At 63.5% G+C, this 16,117-nt stretch carries 13 protein-coding genes and 1 pseudogene; 8 read left to right on the top strand and 6 right to left on the bottom strand.

All coding sequences use genetic code 11. From position 1 onward, the window contains the following. Positions 1-61: 61 nt before the first annotated feature. Complete coding sequence (gene lolA / locus GJ668_RS07320) at positions 62-721, top strand: outer membrane lipoprotein periplasmic chaperone LolA (RefSeq protein ID WP_155449497.1); 660 nt, start codon at positions 62-64, stop codon at positions 719-721. 15 nt (positions 722-736) lie between these two features. On the opposite strand, the gene GJ668_RS07315 is transcribed toward lolA, so the two are convergent. Further along, complete coding sequence (locus tag GJ668_RS07315; RefSeq protein ID WP_155449496.1) at positions 737-2,437, bottom strand: FAD-dependent oxidoreductase; 1,701 nt, start codon at positions 2,435-2,437, stop codon at positions 737-739. Between the two features lie 152 nt (positions 2,438-2,589). Between GJ668_RS07315 and GJ668_RS07310 the strand changes: the two genes are divergently transcribed. The 3 genes and pseudogenes from GJ668_RS07310 to GJ668_RS21220 all read left to right on the top strand — a co-directional run. Beyond that, the gene (locus GJ668_RS07310) at positions 2,590-3,699 is read left to right on the top strand and encodes a glycosyltransferase family 2 protein (protein ID WP_155449495.1); all 1,110 of its coding nucleotides are present in this window, start codon (positions 2,590-2,592) and stop codon (positions 3,697-3,699) included. Between the two features lie 68 nt (positions 3,700-3,767). After that, the gene (gene cobD, locus GJ668_RS07305) at positions 3,768-4,766 is read left to right on the top strand and encodes a threonine-phosphate decarboxylase CobD (protein ID WP_343032188.1); all 999 of its coding nucleotides are present in this window, start codon (positions 3,768-3,770) and stop codon (positions 4,764-4,766) included. Then, positions 4,721-5,344 (top strand): annotated as a pseudogene (locus GJ668_RS21220) (hypothetical protein); the annotation flags it as partial. The gene cobD and the pseudogene GJ668_RS21220, both read left to right, overlap by 46 nt. Here the strand turns inward: GJ668_RS21220 and GJ668_RS07295 are convergent. The 5 genes from GJ668_RS07295 to GJ668_RS07275 are packed head-to-tail and all read right to left on the bottom strand — an operon-like array spanning position 5,323 to position 11,054. After that, positions 5,323-5,898, bottom strand: a complete 576-nt coding sequence (locus tag GJ668_RS07295) for a hydrogenase maturation protease (protein ID WP_186342946.1) — start codon at positions 5,896-5,898, stop codon at positions 5,323-5,325. The pseudogene GJ668_RS21220 and the gene GJ668_RS07295 sit on opposite strands and share 22 nt — an antisense overlap. Before the next feature lie 15 nt (positions 5,899-5,913). Beyond that, on the bottom strand, positions 5,914-7,617 hold the full coding sequence (locus GJ668_RS07290) for a nickel-dependent hydrogenase large subunit (protein WP_155449491.1): 1,704 nt from the start codon (positions 7,615-7,617) through the stop codon (positions 5,914-5,916). Next, the gene (hybB, locus tag GJ668_RS07285; RefSeq protein ID WP_155449490.1) at positions 7,614-8,816 is read right to left on the bottom strand and encodes a Ni/Fe-hydrogenase cytochrome b subunit; all 1,203 of its coding nucleotides are present in this window, start codon (positions 8,814-8,816) and stop codon (positions 7,614-7,616) included. Before hybB ends, GJ668_RS07290 begins: the two co-directional genes overlap by 4 nt. Further along, a complete protein-coding gene (gene hybA, locus GJ668_RS07280) occupies positions 8,809-9,828 on the bottom strand; it encodes a hydrogenase 2 operon protein HybA (RefSeq protein ID WP_155449489.1) in 1,020 nt (339 codons plus the stop codon). The genes hybB and hybA overlap by 8 nt, the downstream gene beginning before the upstream one ends. 8 nt (positions 9,829-9,836) lie before the next feature. Next, a complete protein-coding gene (locus GJ668_RS07275; RefSeq protein WP_155449488.1) occupies positions 9,837-11,054 on the bottom strand; it encodes a hydrogenase small subunit in 1,218 nt (405 codons plus the stop codon). A 433-nt stretch (positions 11,055-11,487) separates the two neighbouring features. On the opposite strand from GJ668_RS07275, the gene GJ668_RS07270 reads away from it, so the two are divergent. The 4 genes from GJ668_RS07270 to GJ668_RS07255 are packed head-to-tail and all read left to right on the top strand — an operon-like array spanning position 11,488 to position 16,113. Beyond that, a complete protein-coding gene (locus GJ668_RS07270; protein ID WP_155449487.1) occupies positions 11,488-12,447 on the top strand; it encodes a cytochrome c3 family protein in 960 nt (319 codons plus the stop codon). Beyond that, the gene (locus tag GJ668_RS07265) at positions 12,444-13,091 is read left to right on the top strand and encodes a cytochrome b/b6 domain-containing protein (protein WP_155449486.1); all 648 of its coding nucleotides are present in this window, start codon (positions 12,444-12,446) and stop codon (positions 13,089-13,091) included. Before GJ668_RS07270 ends, GJ668_RS07265 begins: the two co-directional genes overlap by 4 nt. Beyond that, positions 13,088-15,277: a multiheme c-type cytochrome gene (locus GJ668_RS07260; RefSeq protein WP_155449485.1), complete on the top strand. Its 2,190-nt coding sequence runs from the start codon at positions 13,088-13,090 to the stop codon at positions 15,275-15,277. The genes GJ668_RS07265 and GJ668_RS07260 overlap by 4 nt, the downstream gene beginning before the upstream one ends. Continuing rightward, positions 15,274-16,113 carry an MBL fold metallo-hydrolase gene (locus GJ668_RS07255; RefSeq protein ID WP_155449484.1) on the top strand — a complete coding sequence of 280 codons (840 nt, stop codon included), beginning with the start codon at positions 15,274-15,276 and terminating at the stop codon, positions 16,111-16,113. Before GJ668_RS07260 ends, GJ668_RS07255 begins: the two co-directional genes overlap by 4 nt. Positions 16,114-16,117 lie beyond the last annotated feature (4 nt).

Here is a 16,117-nt window from a genome sequence, read left to right as displayed (position 1 = left end):
GATCTTTGCGCCTTACGCCCGGTCTAATCGGCTTCCAAATCACATCCAGGTATTTCGATCCATGCCGTCTCCGTCTCGCTCCGACTTCGGGCGTCCGCGCGCCCTTCATTGGCTGATCCTGGCGCTGTTTGCGCTCTGTTGCTCAGGTGGCGTCTTCGCCGCCGAGGGTGCACAGCGGGTCGACGACTATCTCAACGGTCTGAACAGTCTCAAAGCCGATTTCGAGCAATTCACCTTCAACGCCGAGCGCACGCAGATGATGGAGACGCGCGGCACCCTCTATCTCCAGCGCCCAGGCCGTTTTCGTTGGGAATATGCCGGCCCCAACCCGCAGATCATCATTGCCGACGGTAATCGGGTCTATCTGCACGACGTCGAACTGAAACAGGTCTCACATCAGAGTCAGGCCAAGGCCTTGCGCGGCACGCCAGCACTGCTGCTGTCCAATGCTGAGCCGATCGAGCACCATTTTGAGGTGCGCCCGATCGAGAGTACCGATGGGCGCGACTGGGTGGAATTGATTCCGAAGGACGCCGAAACTGACGTGGTGCGTATCGAGCTGGGCTTCGGCAAGGACACGCTCGATAGCCTCATCATGGAGGACAGCTTCGGTCAGGAGACCCGGCTCAACTTCACGGGCGCGCAACGCAACGTTCAGCTCAAGCCGGAGCTGTTCAAGATCGATCAGCGCGCCGTCGACGACTTCCTGCCCTTCGATTGACGCGCCGGACGCTCCCTATTTTTCGCGCGGATAGGGCCAGGCCATGACGCCGCCTTCCAGCACCTTGACGTTGCGCCAGCCGTGCGCCTGGAGGATGGCAGCGCCCTCGTAGCCGCGCAGTGAGATCTTGCAGTAGAGGATGATCTCGCGGTCTTTGTCTTCGGGCAGTTCGTTCAGTCGCCCGCGCAGCGCGCCGAGCGGGATCAGGGTCTCGCCGATGCCAAGCCGCATCTCCTCGAACTCCTGGGGGCCACGGGTGTCGATGATGGTGCAGTCGGCGCCCGAGTCGACGCGCTGCTTGACCTCGGCGGCCGAGAGACCGTGCAGGCGTCCATGCAGCTTGTTCTCCAGCACATGGGCCGAGACGATGACATGGTCGAGCGCGAGCGAGTAGGGCGGGGCATAGGGCAGATCGGCGTTGCCCAGATCCTCGACCGTCAGACCGCCGCGAATGGCCATGGCCACGGTGGCAACGCGCTTGCTGGCATCTCCTGGACCGATGCACTGGAAGCCGAGCACCCGACCGCTGGCCCGCTCGGCAATCATCATGCTGATCAGGAGCTTGCCCTGCATGTAGCCGGGGATGTCGAGTCCGGAGACAGTCGCCGTTTCGATGTCGAAGCCAAGCGCGCGTGCCTGCCGGGCGCTCAGACCCGTGATGCCGACCGTGTAGTCGAAGATCTTGCAGATGCCGGTATGGGTGACGCCGGGGAACCGGGCGCTGTTGGGTTCGATCAGGTTCTGGCCGATGACCCGGCCCTGAAGGTTGGCGATGTCGCCATAGGGGGCGCGCACCTTGTGGCCAGTGATGAGCGAGGTACATTCCACGCAGTCGCCGGCGGCATAGATGTCGGGGTCGGAGGTCTGCATGTAGTCATCGACCGCGATGCCGCCCTGTTCGCCGATCGTCAGTCCAGCCGCCTGAGCCAGCGTGATGTTCGGGCGCACGCCGACGGCGACCACGGCCAGCTCGCACGGTAGTTCAGTACCATTGTCGAGTTTGACGGCGGCCAGCCGTCCCTGTTCGCCGAGGAAGGCTGCCACGCCGTTGCCGGTAATGATGTCGGCGCCATTGGCCCGGACATGGTTGGCAACCAGATGCGCCATATCCGGATCGAGGAAGGGCAGAATCGAATCGGTCTTCTCGATCACCGTGGTCTGGATGCCGGCCAGATGCAGGGCCTCGCAGACCTCGAAGCCGATCAGACCGCCGCCGACCACCACCGCGCGGCGCACCTGTCTTTGATCGCGGATGGCGCGCAGCGAATCGGCATCACCGAGCGAATGCAGTGTATGGATGCCGGCCAGCTCGGTTCCCGGCACCGGCGGAAACAGCGGCGTGGCGCCGGTGGCGATCACTAATCGATCATAGGGGATGACGCGCGTCTCGCCGCTGGGCAGATGGCGGCAGCTGACCGTCTTGGCCGTGCGGTCGATGGCCAGCGCCTCGGTCAGGACCATGGCTTCGATGCGTTTGGCCTTCTCGAAAAAGTTCGGGTCGCGCACGATCCCGGCCGGGGTACAGATGAGCTGGTTGCGATCGTCGAAGACGCCGCCGATGTAATAGGGATAGCCGCAGGAGGCCATCGACAGATCCGGGTCTTTCTGGATCAGGGTGATGGACGCCTGTTCGTCGAGGCGGCGTGCTCGCGCGGCGGCCTTGGGGCCGGCCGCCGAGCCACCGATGACGACGATTTTGAGCGGAGATGATGACATGGCGGAATCCTTGAGTGTGATCGGCTAAAATCTAGAGTTTAGGTCAGGTAATTCAGTGTGCCTCAAACCTGTTAAAACTGATTTGAAGATTCTCAAATCGGTTCTCAGGTGACGCCCGTCAACCATCCATCGAAATACGAGTCAAGACCATCATGCCCATCGAACTGCTCTGGCTGCTCCCGCCCTGGGCGCTCGCCTTCGTCTTTCTGGGGCGGATGCGCCGCTGTCCGCCGCTGCCTGAGCGGCTTGATGACCGGCGCGTCTCGGTCATCATCCCAGCGCGTAACGAGGAGGCGCGTCTGCCGCCGCTGCTGGCTTCGCTGCGCATTCAGGATCACCCCGATTTCGAGGTCATTCTGGTCGATGACAACTCCAGCGACCGCACCGCCGAGCTGGGACGTGCAGCCGGTGTCACGACCCTGAGTCTGACCGAGCCGGAGCCAGGCTGGATCGGCAAGCCGCATGCCTGCTGGGCCGGAGCCTGCGCGGCCAGTGGCGAGCGGCTGATCTTCCTTGATGCTGATACCGAACTCGAACCCGGTGGTCTGCGGCGCATCGTCGCCACCCAGGCGCGCTACGGCGGTCTAGTCTCGATCCAGCCGTATCATCGGATGCGCCGCGTCTATGAACGGCTCTCGGCCAGCTTCTCGCTGATCATGATGGGCGGTATCCGCTCGTTTACGCTGCTGGGCGATCGGCTGGAACCCAATGGTGCCTTCGGGCCGTGCATGGTCTGTTCGCGCGAGGACTATTTCCGCACCGGCGGCCATCGTCTGGTGCGCGAGGAAATCATCGACGACGTGGCACTGGCGCGCGAAATGGGCCGGCGCGGCGTGCCGACGCACAATTTCATCGGCGAGGGCGTCATCGCTTTTCGCATGTATCCGGGCGGACTGCGCGATCTGGCCGACGGCTGGACCAAGAACTTCGCGCGCGGGGCCATGACCACCGACCTCGTGATGCTGGTTCTGATCAGCGTCTGGATCGCCGCTGGCATGGCCGCCTTCGATGCCTTCATCGACTGGCCGCACGAGGGCTGGACCAATTGGACGGTGGCCGGAGGCATCGCCTATGGCGCCTATGTGCTCCAGATTCACTGGCTGCTGCGGCGGCTGGGTAATTTCGGCTGGCTCACGGCGTTGAGCTATCCGGTCTCGCTGCTGTTCTTCATGGCGATCTTCACCCGCTCGCTCTATCTCACTCTGGTGCGTAACAGTGTGCGCTGGAAGGGCCGTTCGATTCCGGTTCGCGCGACGGGTTGAAGATGAGCGTCAGTGCTATTCTTGAGACGGTTCCGGAGGCCGCGCTCCGCGAGCTGTCCGCGCCGCCTGTGCATGGCGGACGACTGCGCGAGGCGGCCAAGCGCTTCGGGCGTCCGCTGGAAGCGTGGATCGATCTGTCGACCGGCATCAATCCTAACGCTTGGCCGGTGCCGGCGGTGCCGCCGAGCGTCTGGGCGCGTCTGCCCGAGGACGACGATGGGCTGGAGGTCGCCGCCGAACGCTACTATGCCGCTTCGGGCGCGCTGCCGCTCGCCGGTTCACAGGCCGCGATCCAGCTTCTGCCGACCCTGCGTCCGCCCGGTCGGGTCGGAATTCCCGAGGTCGGCTATCGCGAACATGCGCATGCCTGGCATCGCGCCGGGCATCGCGTGATCAGTCTGCCCGACGGCGATCCGGGCGACTGGCTCGACGACGGCCCGGAGCACGAGCGGCTCGATGTCTTGGTGGTTATCAATCCCAACAATCCGACTGGACGGCGCTGGCCGGTGGCGACCCTGCTCGACTGGCACGCGCGTCTGGCCGCGCGCGGCGGCTGGCTGGTGGTCGATGAAGCCTTCATGGACGTCACCCCCGCCGGCAGTCTGCTGCCGCATGTGGGACGGCCGGGTCTTGTCGTGCTGCGTTCGCTCGGTAAGTTCTTCGGGCTGGCGGGGGCGCGGGTCGGGTTCCTGTTCGCCGAGCCTGAATTGCGTGAGCGGGCCGCGCGCGCGTTCGGTCCCTGGACCCTGAGCGGCCCCTCGCGCTGGATCGCGCGGCTGGCGCTGGAGGATCGGGCGTGGCAGTCAGCCACACGCGCCGCGTTGCCGCTGGCTTCTGACCGACTCGCCAAACTTCTGAGCCGTCATGGTTTATCTCCGGCGGGCGGAACCGCGCTCTTTCAATGGGTGCTGACCCCAAGGGCTGAGCAGATCCAAACCGCGTTGTGCGCACAGGGAATTCTCACGCGGCGTTTCGATCATCCATCCAGTCTGCGGTTTGGTCTGCCGGAGTGCGAAGCCGAATGGGAACGTTTGGAGCAGGCGCTCGGGGCACTGGACAGGCGTTGATGGGATTGCCCGAATGGCTGACGATTTCGGTCGCTGAATCTGGTCGTGGGCGTGGATCGAAGGGGCAGGGGCGAATTGGAGGTCTCTGTTTCATCGCCGATCCCATCCTGGCCGAACGCTTGCGGCGCACGTCGACGGCGATATTCGACCTGGACGCCTGGGCGCTCGTGGATCGCGGCGAGTTCGTCGATCCGGGCAGCCTGACTCCCTTTGCATCGCACGCAGACGAGCCGCTGGACCGCCATCGTCTCGATGTGGCCTTGAGCCGAGGACGGCATGCCGCCGAGCGGGCGAAGCTCGCAGGTTGTCAGACGCTGATATGCCTGGGTATCGCCGATGACGACGGACTGAATGACTGGTTTCGGCTCGACACCGCCAAACCGCCGTGCCGGACCACGGCCGCGTCCGACTATCCCCGATGCAACCGGCACGACAGCGCGTCTTCCGGCCAAGCCGCCTATGCCAGATTGCGCCAAATCGCCCGTTTCGAGATTGCCGCGCTCACCGGCGCACTGATCGCCAGCGCCCAGATGGGACTCCAGGCGTATCCGCGCGGCTATCTGGCCTGGGTCGCCGCCCGGATCGCGCTCGAACTCAATCCGGGGGTCGGTGACTGGCTCGTCGACTCAAGGAGCGCGACGCCCCAGGTGTCGAGGATCGAACCGACCTGTTCGATCACCGCTGGAATCGCCGCCGTGACGGGTGAGGACAGGTCGAGCGTCAGTTCCAGGCATTCAGGCACGATGCCGACGAGGACGATCTCGGTCGGGCCATAGTCGAGCAATTGGACCAGCGCCAGCAGATCAGACACACCCAGATGATGCACCGAAAGCTTGTGATTAAGCACGCTGCGGATGTCGGCATCGCGAAAGACGGCGATATGCCCCGGCGGTGCGTCGAGCGCAATGGCATCGATCATCAGAATCCGCCGATGGTCGGCGAACAGCGGCAATAGATCCAGCCCCGAAGTCCCGCCGTCGACGAGCGTGATGGCCGGCTCGAAGCTGTAGTCGCATTCGAGCCGGCGCAGGACATGGACGCCCACGCCCTCATCACCGAGCAGCAGATTGCCCAATCCGATCAGCAGGATGTCTGCGCCTGGATCGTCGTTCGCGTCCAATTCAGATTCCACTGTCGATTCCAACTCTCAGAGCGCCCGCACCCGCACGATGTCCCGGCGTTCGTTGTCGTGCAGATGCACCGCGCATGCCAAACAGGGATCGAATGAATGGACGGTTCGCAACACTTCTAACGGGCGCTCCTCCTCCAGGATCGGATTGTCGAGCAACGAGGCTTCATAGGGTCCGAGCGCATCGTTCTGATTACGCGGCCCGGCGTTCCAGGTCGAGGGCACCACGGCCTGATAGTTCTTGATCTTGCCGTTCTCGATCACGATCCAATGCGAGAGCACTCCGCGCGGCGCTTCGTGGAAGCCGAATCCCATCTGCTCACCCTTGGGGAAGACCGGCGCGTTGAAGCTGGTGTAGTCGCCGCGCGCGATATTGCCGACAAGCGCCTCATAGTTCTCGACCAGTTGGTCATAGAGCACCTGAGTACGGATGCAGCGCGCCAGATGACGTCCGAGCGAGGAGTGCAGGGCGCTCATCGGCACCTCGGTCCCGGCGATGGCCCCGATCCGCGCGATGGCGTCGTTCAGATAGCCGATGGTCCCCTGATGTCCCGCCGCCACCATCGCCAGCACATTGGCCAGCGGGCCGACCTGAGCCGGTTCGTCGAGGAAGGTCGGCGACTTGACCCAGGAATAGGCCGCGTCTTCCTGGAAATCGGTGTAATCGGGCACGGTCTCGCCCTGATACGGCGAGCGCGTCCAGTCGCCCTGATACCAACTGTGCTTGATGCTCTCCTTGACGTGCTGCTCGAAGAAGGGATCGCCGAAATGCTCGACCGACTGGAAGCGCGCCAGATCGCCCGCCGGGATATAGCCGCCCGGCATCGCGAAGTCCGTCCCCTTGGTGTCGCGCGGAAAGTCCGGCACTGACAGATAGTTAGTCACCCCAGCCCCATAGGGCAGCCAGTCGGCATAGAGCGCGGCGATCGCGATCACATCGGGCAGATAGACCTGACGCACGAAGGCGCCCAGCTCGTCGATCAGGGTGCGGACATAGGCCAGGCGCTCCAGATTGAGCGTCGATTGATCGTCGGGATTGATGGCATTGGCCACGCCGCCGACGGCCAGATTCTGGATATGCGGGGTTTTGGAACCGAGAATGGCCGTGATCTGGTTGGACTTGCGCTGATAGTCCATGGCTTCCAGATAGTGCGCGACCGCCATCAGATTGGCCTCGGGCGGCAGCTTCATGGCCGGATGACCCCAGTAGCCGTGCGCAAAGATGCCAAGCTGGCCGCTTTCGACGAAACGTTTTACCCGCGCCTGAACCTCGGCGAAATGACGCGCGTTGTTGTTTGGCCAGTCCGAGAGGCTCTGGGCCAGGGTCGCAGTGGCCTGCGGATCGGCCTGGAGCGCCGAGACCACGTCTACCCAGTCGAGCGCCGACAGATGATAGAAGTGCACTACATGATCGTGGATGCCATGGGCGGCGATGATCAGATTGCGGATCAACTGAGCGTTGAGCGGGATCTCCAGGTTCAGGGCATCCTCGACCGCACGCACCGAGGCGATGGCATGCACCGTGGTGCAGACGCCGCAGATGCGCTGGGTGTAGAGCCAGGCGTCGCGCGGGTCGCGGCCGGTGAGGATGGTCTCGATGCCGCGCCACATCTGACCGCTCGACCAGGCATTGACGACCTTGCCGTCCTGGATATCGCAGTCGATGCGCAGATGTCCCTCGATCCGCGTGACCGGATCGACGCTGATTCGTGTGCTGCTCATGCCGAAGCCCCTCTGATCGTCGTGTGCTGTGAATGCGGCGCCTGGCCGGTCGTTGTGTATTTGGCGTGCGGCTCGGCGGCCAGGATCGGTGTCTTCTTGACGAAGAACAGATAGGCCATGATCTCGAAGGCGATGATCGCCAGCGTAATCATCATTTCGCCAACGGCCGGGAAATAGTGCCATCCCGGACCTGGATCATAGGCGACCAGGAAGGCATCGAAGCGATAGAGCGCCCCGGCCAGCACCACCGCCAGCGCGCTCCAGAACAACTGGGTCGGGCGCCGGCGCTTTTCGGCGTCGAGCAGGATCAGGATCGCATAGAGGAAGAGCGCCACCTCGACCGCAAACAGCCAGGGTTCGAGGCCCGGCTGCCACAGATGGGCGAGGTCGCCGCTGAGTGCCAGCTCGCCGATCCGGATCACGAGATAGGCGATCAGCAGCCAGGGGATGATGGCCCCGACCCGCGACAGCAGATCCGTCTCCAGCCGTCGTCCCAGATTGACGGCGGCATAGAGCGACTCGAACACCACCATGCCGTAGCCCATCGCAATCGCCGTGATCAGGAACAGCAGCGGAATGATCGGCGTCTGCCACAGCGGATGGACCTTGTGCCCAGCGATGATCAGCAGCGAGCCGAGCGAGGACTGATGCATGGTCGGCAGCAGGATGCCCAGCCCGATGAAGAAGAAGAGCGCATGACGCACCAGCCGCAGCGCGCGATTGGCCTTCATCGCCTCCAGGATCGCGGGCGAAAACTCGATCCACAGCACCAGCGTGTAGAGCGTCACGCAGAGCGCGACCTCCAGCATCACCGAGTTGAGGTTCATGTATTGCGGCAGGAAGACGTTGTAGAGCTGCCAGTAGCGCCCGACATCGACGATGATCGAGGCGCCGGCGAGGGTGTAGCCGAAAGCACTGGCCAGGAGCGCGACCCGAATCATGGGATGGAACTGGCCGCGATTGAAGATATAGACCAAGAGCGCCATGGCATAGCCGCCGCAGGCGACGGCGGTGCCGGTCACGACGTCATAGGTGATCCAGATGCCCCAGGGGAAACCGTCGCTCAGATTGGACACATCGCCAATGCCGAAGATGAAGCGGCGCAGGGTGAAATAGGCACCGATCAGGACGATGACCCCGAGAAAGTAGAACTGGCGGGTGAGCAGTCGCCCGCCGAGAGGACGATAGACCTCAGTCATGGCGGCGGTCCTCCTCGTCGGCTTGGGAGGCGGGATCGTCGTGCCGCTCGTCCTCGGTGCGCCGATAGACGGTGTAGACCAGTCCGCCGAGCAGCAACGCCGGCGCGGCCAGGCCCTGATAGATCGTGTGCTGGATGGTCTCGGACAGACGCGCGCTCGACTCCGGACCCAGCGGCGGCAGTCCCAGATCCTCGAACGGCACGCCCGCGAGCAGCAGGTACTGAGTGCCGCCGGTCTCGGTCTCGCCATAAACTCGGGGGTAATAACCGCGCACTTCGGCGCTTCGAGAGTCGCCCGAATCCAGGCTGTGGATGGGATACTCCTGGCGCTCGCCCGGCTTGAAGCTCAGACGCCGATGTCCTTCCTGCAGCAGATCCGAGACGCGCCCGAACAGACTCGCGCCGGTCGGACAGGCCGCGCAGCAGGCCGGGATGCCGCCCTCGGCCTGGAGGTGCCGGCACATCTCGCACTTGACGATCTTGGGGAAGGGCTTGTCGAACTCGAACTTGGGGATGTTGAAGGGACAGGCGAGCTGACAGTACCGGCAACCGATGCAGGCGTCTGGGTTGTAGCCGACGATGCCCGTGACCGGATCCTTGGTGAGCGCGCTGACCGGACAGGCCGAGACGCAATCGGGATCGACACAGTGCATACAGGCACGCTTGATGAAGCTGTAGCCGTCGTGGTCGCGATCCTTGACCGCTGCCGTACCCTGGGCATAGGCCTTGATCTTGTTCAGGGTGCGGCTATCGAGATCACTGGACGCATCCCAGATACCCTGCACACCCTCGGCCTGTTCGAGGGCCGGATCGGCCTCCATCGGCATGGCATTGGCGTCCTTGCAGCCGACCTCGCACGCCTTGCAGCCGATGCAGAGCGTCGCGTCGTAGAGGATACCGACCGCGTCGGGCGACAGCTCCTTGGGTGGGCGCGCCTGAGCCGTCCCGGTGGTCAGGGCCGTGGTCGCACCGGCGAGCGCGACCTTGAGGAAATCACGCCGATCGATGTTCATAAATCACCTCAACTCGATTCGGACTCGGATTCGGATTCAGTCGTGGCAGTGTTCGACTTCGCCGCTTCCTCGGACTTGAGCTTCTGCCCCGCACCGACGGCATAGACCAGCGCACCGCCGCCGATGGCCCCGGCCACCGCCGCACCGGCAAGTGAGGCCCCGCCTGCGTGCTCGGCGAAGACACCGGGGAAGAAGGCCGGCGGTGTCACCGACTCGACCTCGGATTGCTCGTGCAGCGCCTTGTGGAAGCCCACACCCTGTTCGGCACAGCCGAAGCAGGGATGTCCGATGCCGACCGGCCAGGTATTGCCGCCCACGTCACCGAACTCGATGGCCGGACAGTTGGCATGGGTCTCCGGCCCCTTGCAGCCGAGCTTGTAGAGACACCAGCCCTGACGATGGCCTGCGTCGCCGAACTGCTCGGCAAAACGCCCGGCGTCGAAGTGCGGGCGGCGCTCGCAGTTGTCGTGGATCAGGCGTCCATAGGCGAACAGCGGCCGGCCCTTGGCGTCGAGTTCGGGCAGCTTCTGGAGCGTCAGATAGTAGAGAACGGTCGAGAGCAGGTTGTAGGGCGAAGCCGGACAGCCGGGCAGGGTGATGACGGGCAGGGCCGCCCCATCGGCGCGGGTGATGCCCTCGCGAGCGAGGGCTTCAGGAATGCCGACGGCCTCGGTCGGATTGGGCGCGGCGCTCTGCACCCCGCCCCAGGACGCACAGGAGCCGATGGCGATCACAGCCGCAGCGTGCGGGGCGATCTCGTGGAGCAGCTGTTGCGGCGTCTTGCGCGCAATCTTGCAATAGATGCCACCATCACGCATCGGCACTGAACCTTCGACGACCAGGATGAAGCGCCCCTTGTTGCGCGCGATGGAGTCGGCGAGCGCCTGCTCGGCCTGATGACCGGCGGCGGCAAGCAGGGTCTCGGAATAATCGAGCGAGATCAGATCCAGAATCAGCGACTCGACCGTCGGATGGGTGGCACGCAGCAGCGATTCGGTGCAGCCGGTGCACTCCTGGAAGTGCAGCCAGATCACCGCCGGGCGGCCCTGGGTCTCCTCGATCGCGGCCAGCACCTGATCCGACATCCCGAACGGCAGCCCCATGGCCGCCGTGAGACCGAGCGCGAACTGGATGAAACCACGGCGGCTGATGCCCCGCAGTTCGAGCTGATCGGCCAGGCGCGGGCCAATCTCGATCGGGCGTGGATCACCGGCTACTTCTTTCATGGTCAGGCCCCTCAACAACAGTCTTCAGGATGAGCATTCGCCGAATCGCGTGTGCGGAATCTATCCCCTTCGCTGCCAGCGACATGCCCCGCCGAAAATAAGGATGTGACGTTGCGAATTGTCATCCCCATCGATCCGCGTTTCGGCACAGGATCGGGTGCCCAAGGCGGCTGTGACGTTCGGACGACGATTCAGCCGTTTGCTTGATCCGCGTCAAATAAAATTTCTGTTTATATTCTTATATTCTGACTATCTTATAGACTTGGTTTAGCCGGTTGTCCAACCCGATCGATCAAAATATTGATCTCGGACAATTGAATGGCACGCACGGGCGATTCATGCCGGCGCTCGGAGAATCGGATTGGCCAACAGCGGGGTGTTTGACTAAGGTGTAGGGAAGGGGACAGACCACGCGAACGGGAGCGACCCAGTGATGAACGATCGAGACATCTCAGTAAGAGCTGGCGGCTGGCTCGCTTTGGGCCTGCTCCTGAGCGCGCTACTTGGATCGGTGCCGGAGACCGAAGCCTCAATCCAGGGCCGGCTGGGCACCGACAACGCTGACTGTCTGCGCTGTCATCGCATGGAGACGCTGGCCTATCGCGACCCGCGCACCGGCGACATCGTCGATCTGCACGTTGATAGTCGAGCGTTCGGGCACTCGGCTCACGGCGAGCTCCAGTGCATCGACTGTCATGAGGGCGACTTCGGCCAGTATCCGCATCCGGAGTCCGCGCTTGGAGAACGGCTCGACTGTGTTGGCTGTCATAAGGAACTGCATAAAGCGGATAAACGCGCCTACACATTCAAGACCATCGACGAGGAATTCGCCCTCAGCATCCATGCCACCTCGGACTCGCCCAAGGCCGAGGGCTTCGACTGCCATCGCTGCCATGATCCGCATGGTTTCCGCAACTCCGAGGTCGGGCAGCCGATCGCCGAGATCGTGCGCGCCGACAACCAGATCTGTCTGTCCTGTCACACCAAGATCCGCGATCCGCACAGCACCGCCCATCTGTGGCTGCCAAAACGCGATAAGCATTGGACGTCGGTGCGCTGTCTGGACTGTCACACACCACTGACCGATCCAGGCCAGCCGGTCTCGCATCAGATCCTAGCCGGTGCCGACAGCAATTTTGACTGCGTCAACTGTCACTCCAAGGAACCGCGTTTGCTCCAGCGACTCTATCAGTACCGTTCCGAGACCGATCTGGCCGGCAGCGGCTGGCTGTCGAAAGCGGTCTTCAACCAAGCCTATGTCGTCGGCATGAGTCGCAGCCCACTGCTCGACGCGCTGGGGCTGAGCGTGATCGGTCTGACCCTGCTGGTGCTGATCGCGCACGGCTGGGGCCGCTATCGCGCCTATCTTCGTCTGAAGGAGGATCGGTCATGAGCGCACTCTATCTCTATCCGCGCTGGCTGCGTGCCTGGCACTGGATCAATGCGCTGCTGTTCCTGGTGCTGATGTATACCGGCGCCAGCATGCACTTTTCCGGGGGCGGCTGGCTGATGCCCTTCGATCTGGCGGTCACAGTTCACAATACGGCGGGCATCCTGCTGACGCTGGGCTGGATCGGCTTCGTGATCGGCAATCTGTCCACCGAGAACGGGCGGCACTACCGGGTGCGCGTGTCGGGCTTTTTCGGGCGACTGTTTGTGCAGGCGCGCTATTACGGCTACGGCATCTTCCACAACGCGCCGCATCCCTTCCATGTCAGCGCCGAGATGAAGCTCAACACGCTCCAGCAGCTCAGCTATCTGGGCGTGATGTACGCGCTGATGCCACTGCTGATCCTGAGCGGCTGGGCCTTCCTGTTCTCGGTCTCGCTGCCCGAGACCCTGCTCGGTCTGCCGAGTGTGTGGCTAGTGGCCATGGCCCATCTGACCCTGGCCTATCTGCTGGTGCTGTTTCTGCTCGTCCACATGTACATCATCACCACCGGCGAGACCGTCACCACCAATCTGCGCGCCATGATCACCGGCTGGCACCGTGAGGATGAACCCAGTTCCGGCCAGACCGAGGAGGCGAAATCATGAATCCCATCGCCACACTGCTCGACCCCAAGACCAAACGCCGCCTGATCGTCGGCGCCAGCGTGCTCGTCGTCCTGGCGCTGGCCTATCGCTTCCTCTATCCGGTGTTCTTCGATGCCTATGTCGGCAAGACCAACGCCCCCCTGACCTATGAGAGCAGCCAGCCGTTGACGGACGCCGAATTCGAGGCGCTGGCTCAGTCGCTGAGCGAGGAGGCGCGCCGGCTCAAGGCCGAGGCGGTCGTCGCCGAAGATCAGGATGCGTTCGCGCGTCAGGTCAAGATCGAAATGCTGATGAACACCGAATCCTTCATCCGCGACAGCGAACCGAGCCACATCAAATACTTTCGCGAGGCCGGCATCCGTCAGTACGAAGGCCCAAAAACCTGTCTGACCTGTCACGCCACCATCGAGGTCGATCATCCCGACGGCACGCGCTCGACCGTCGACACACTCGACGATCTCGTCAACTCGGTGCACTTCAAGTTCCAGAGCGCCGCCGGCGGCTTCTCGACCTATGGCTATGACGGCCGTCAGGTGAACGCCGGCCCGCACAAGATCCCGGTCGGTAAGATCGACCGCGCCTGCGGCATTCCCGGCAGCTTCACCTGGACCGGCTGGGCGGCATTGGTCGAAAGCCGTCCAGACCATGTCGAGGACGGCGAGGTGGTACTGCGCAGTGAGGGTTGCGGCCAGTGTCACATCGGCGGCAACTATCAGCCCGCGACCGAGAAGATGATGCCGATCGGCGACGTGCCGAGCATGGCTAAGGAGGGCATCGACTGTCTGATCTGTCATGCGACCGACTACGACATGAACCAGCGCGTCGTCATCCAGGACCAGTACGGGTTACGCTGGGATCAGGATCGAAGTCTGCGTGCGGCGCTCACCGTCGCCCCGATCAGCTCCGAGACCTGTCTGCGCTGCCACCAGCACAACATGGGCGGCGATGTCTATGAACACAATGCCGCCGCCCAGTCGCTCGGTTATAAGCACCAGCGCCTGCTGCATCGCGGCGCCAAGCGCGGCAATCCCTTCAGTCCCGAGGACGACGTTCACGCTGCCGCCGGCATCCAGTGCACCGACTGCCACCGTCCCGAGGGCCACAAAATTCCGCGCGGGCGCCTGGGTGTGGATCTGGTCGCCAACGATCTGCCGGACAAGGAGGTCTCGTGCGAGACCTGTCACGGTCGCGCGCCGCACAACAGCTCTGAGAACAAGGCCCTGCTCAACGGCCATATTGCGCGGCTCGCCTGCGAGACCTGCCATATTCCGCGCCTGGAAGCAGAGAACGTGGTGCTGCGCGACTGGGTCCATCCGACCTGGGATGCCGAGGAAGGGGTCTGGGAACCGACCGACGTTTATCGCTCGGGCGAGCCAGGCAAGGGCTTCACCTATCTCTGGTTCAACGGCAACGGCACCTTCCTGGCCAACGCGCTGGGCAACAATCCAAACGGGACTGATACCTATGATCCGCTGATGCGTCAGGTCGCGCACATCGACAACCCCGAGGTCATTGCCGCCGTGCGCGCTAAGGCGATCGAACTCAAGGAGCGCTATCCCGACATCGACGTCGAGCGTTATGTCCAGATGGCTACGGATCCCCTGTCGCAGCTCTCGCCCGAGATGCTCGACCGGCGCCGTGCCATGATCCAGGCCAACCTGCGCGCGGCCATGAACGATGGCGAGAGCCGGATTTATCCGTTCAAGCTCTTCAACGCCATGATGTACGAGGACATGTCCAACCAGGGACCGTTCGGGGCCATGATCCTGCCGTTCGACTACGCGACCTACTATGAGACGGGTGACACCCAGGCCGCCGTCAAGCGCGCCATCCAGGATCCGATCGTGCAGCGCATGTATCAGGAACCGTTCAAGCTCTACATGATGGACGAGTTCATGGCCTATTTCGGTGTCAGCGGCGGCTGGAAGACCATCTATCCGCTCGTCGACGGCCAGCTCGTCAACGTCGAGCCGCACTGGATGCGCCAGATGGGCACGCTCATGGTCAACCACGGCATTCAGGGCCAGGGGCATGACTGCGCCGACTGTCACGCGCCCAACGGCATCATGGATTTCGAACAGCTCGGCTACGCGCCCGAGCGGATCGCTGAACTCCAGGATCCGGAACTGCTCCGACAGCCGCCGGCGACCGAGACGAGCGAAACTACGGAGCCATCCGCGCCATGATCGAGCGCCTGACCATCACACAACTGGCCGAGAACGTAGCCAGCTCACCTGGGCTGCTCGGTGAGCATGGCGCGGCCTTCTTCATCGAAGCCGATGAGCACTGTCTGCTGCTCGACACCGGGCAGGGTTTGACGCTGCTCCATAATGCCGAGCGGTTGGGGCTGGCGCTCGAACGGGTGACGGCGGTCGCACTCAGTCATGGTCACTATGACCATACCGGCGGGCTGGACGCGGTGCTGGAGCGTACCGGCGGCGCAATGGATCTCTATCTGCATCCCGAGGCGCTGGCGCCCAAGTTCAACCGTGATGGGCGCTCGATCGGGTCGCCGATCACGGATCTGGAGGCGCTGCGACCGCGCGTGCGGCGGCTCATCGTCAGCACTGAGCCGGTTGAGATCCGGCCCGGTATCCAGCTCAGCGGCGAAATTCCGCGCCGCCATGCCATCGAGGACACCGGCGGCCCCTTTTATCGCGACGCCGCACGCACCGAGATCGATGATCTACCCGACGATCAGGCGCTCATTATCGATACCCTGCCGGGACTGGTGGTGGTGCTCGGCTGCGGCCATTCCGGACTGATCAACACGCTCGATCAGGTTCAGACGCTCGTGCCCGGACGTCCCATCCGCGCTGTTCTCGGCGGAACCCATCTGCTGCGCGCCAGCGCCGAGCGCCTGGACTTCACCGTCCGTGCACTCGAAGGATTCGGCATCGACTATCTGGCGCCCAATCACTGCACCGGACTGGCGGCCACCTGCCTGCTGCGCCAGCATTTTCCGCGTCAGTTCCACGAGTCCCCAAGCGGCACCGTGCATCGGTTCGGCGCCTCGACCTGATTGC

It is taken from the genome of Allochromatium palmeri (assembly GCF_009720725.1).
GTDB lineage: Bacteria > Pseudomonadota > Gammaproteobacteria > Chromatiales > Chromatiaceae > Thermochromatium > Thermochromatium palmeri.
Note: the sequence above shows the minus strand (reverse complement) of the source record. Positions and strands in the feature narration are given on the sequence as shown.

Bases quoted from the DNA above. Each gene is read 5' to 3' on its own strand.
- lolA (WP_155449497.1), top strand. From the start codon at position 62: ATGCCGTCTCCGTCTCGCTCCGACTTCGGGCGTCCGCGCGCCCTTCAT.
- GJ668_RS07315 (WP_155449496.1), bottom strand. From the start codon at position 2,437: ATGTCATCATCTCCGCTCAAAATCGTCGTCATCGGTGGCTCGGCGGCC.
- GJ668_RS07310 (WP_155449495.1), top strand. From the start codon at position 2,590: ATGCCCATCGAACTGCTCTGGCTGCTCCCGCCCTGGGCGCTCGCCTTC.
- GJ668_RS07290 (WP_155449491.1), bottom strand. From the start codon at position 7,617: ATGAGCAGCACACGAATCAGCGTCGATCCGGTCACGCGGATCGAGGGA.
- hybB (WP_155449490.1), bottom strand. From the start codon at position 8,816: ATGACTGAGGTCTATCGTCCTCTCGGCGGGCGACTGCTCACCCGCCAG.
- hybA (WP_155449489.1), bottom strand. From the start codon at position 9,828: ATGAACATCGATCGGCGTGATTTCCTCAAGGTCGCGCTCGCCGGTGCG.
- GJ668_RS07275 (WP_155449488.1), bottom strand. From the start codon at position 11,054: ATGAAAGAAGTAGCCGGTGATCCACGCCCGATCGAGATTGGCCCGCGC.
- GJ668_RS07270 (WP_155449487.1), top strand. From the start codon at position 11,488: ATGAACGATCGAGACATCTCAGTAAGAGCTGGCGGCTGGCTCGCTTTG.
- GJ668_RS07265 (WP_155449486.1), top strand. From the start codon at position 12,444: ATGAGCGCACTCTATCTCTATCCGCGCTGGCTGCGTGCCTGGCACTGG.
- GJ668_RS07260 (WP_155449485.1), top strand. From the start codon at position 13,088: ATGAATCCCATCGCCACACTGCTCGACCCCAAGACCAAACGCCGCCTG.
- GJ668_RS07255 (WP_155449484.1), top strand. From the start codon at position 15,274: ATGATCGAGCGCCTGACCATCACACAACTGGCCGAGAACGTAGCCAGC.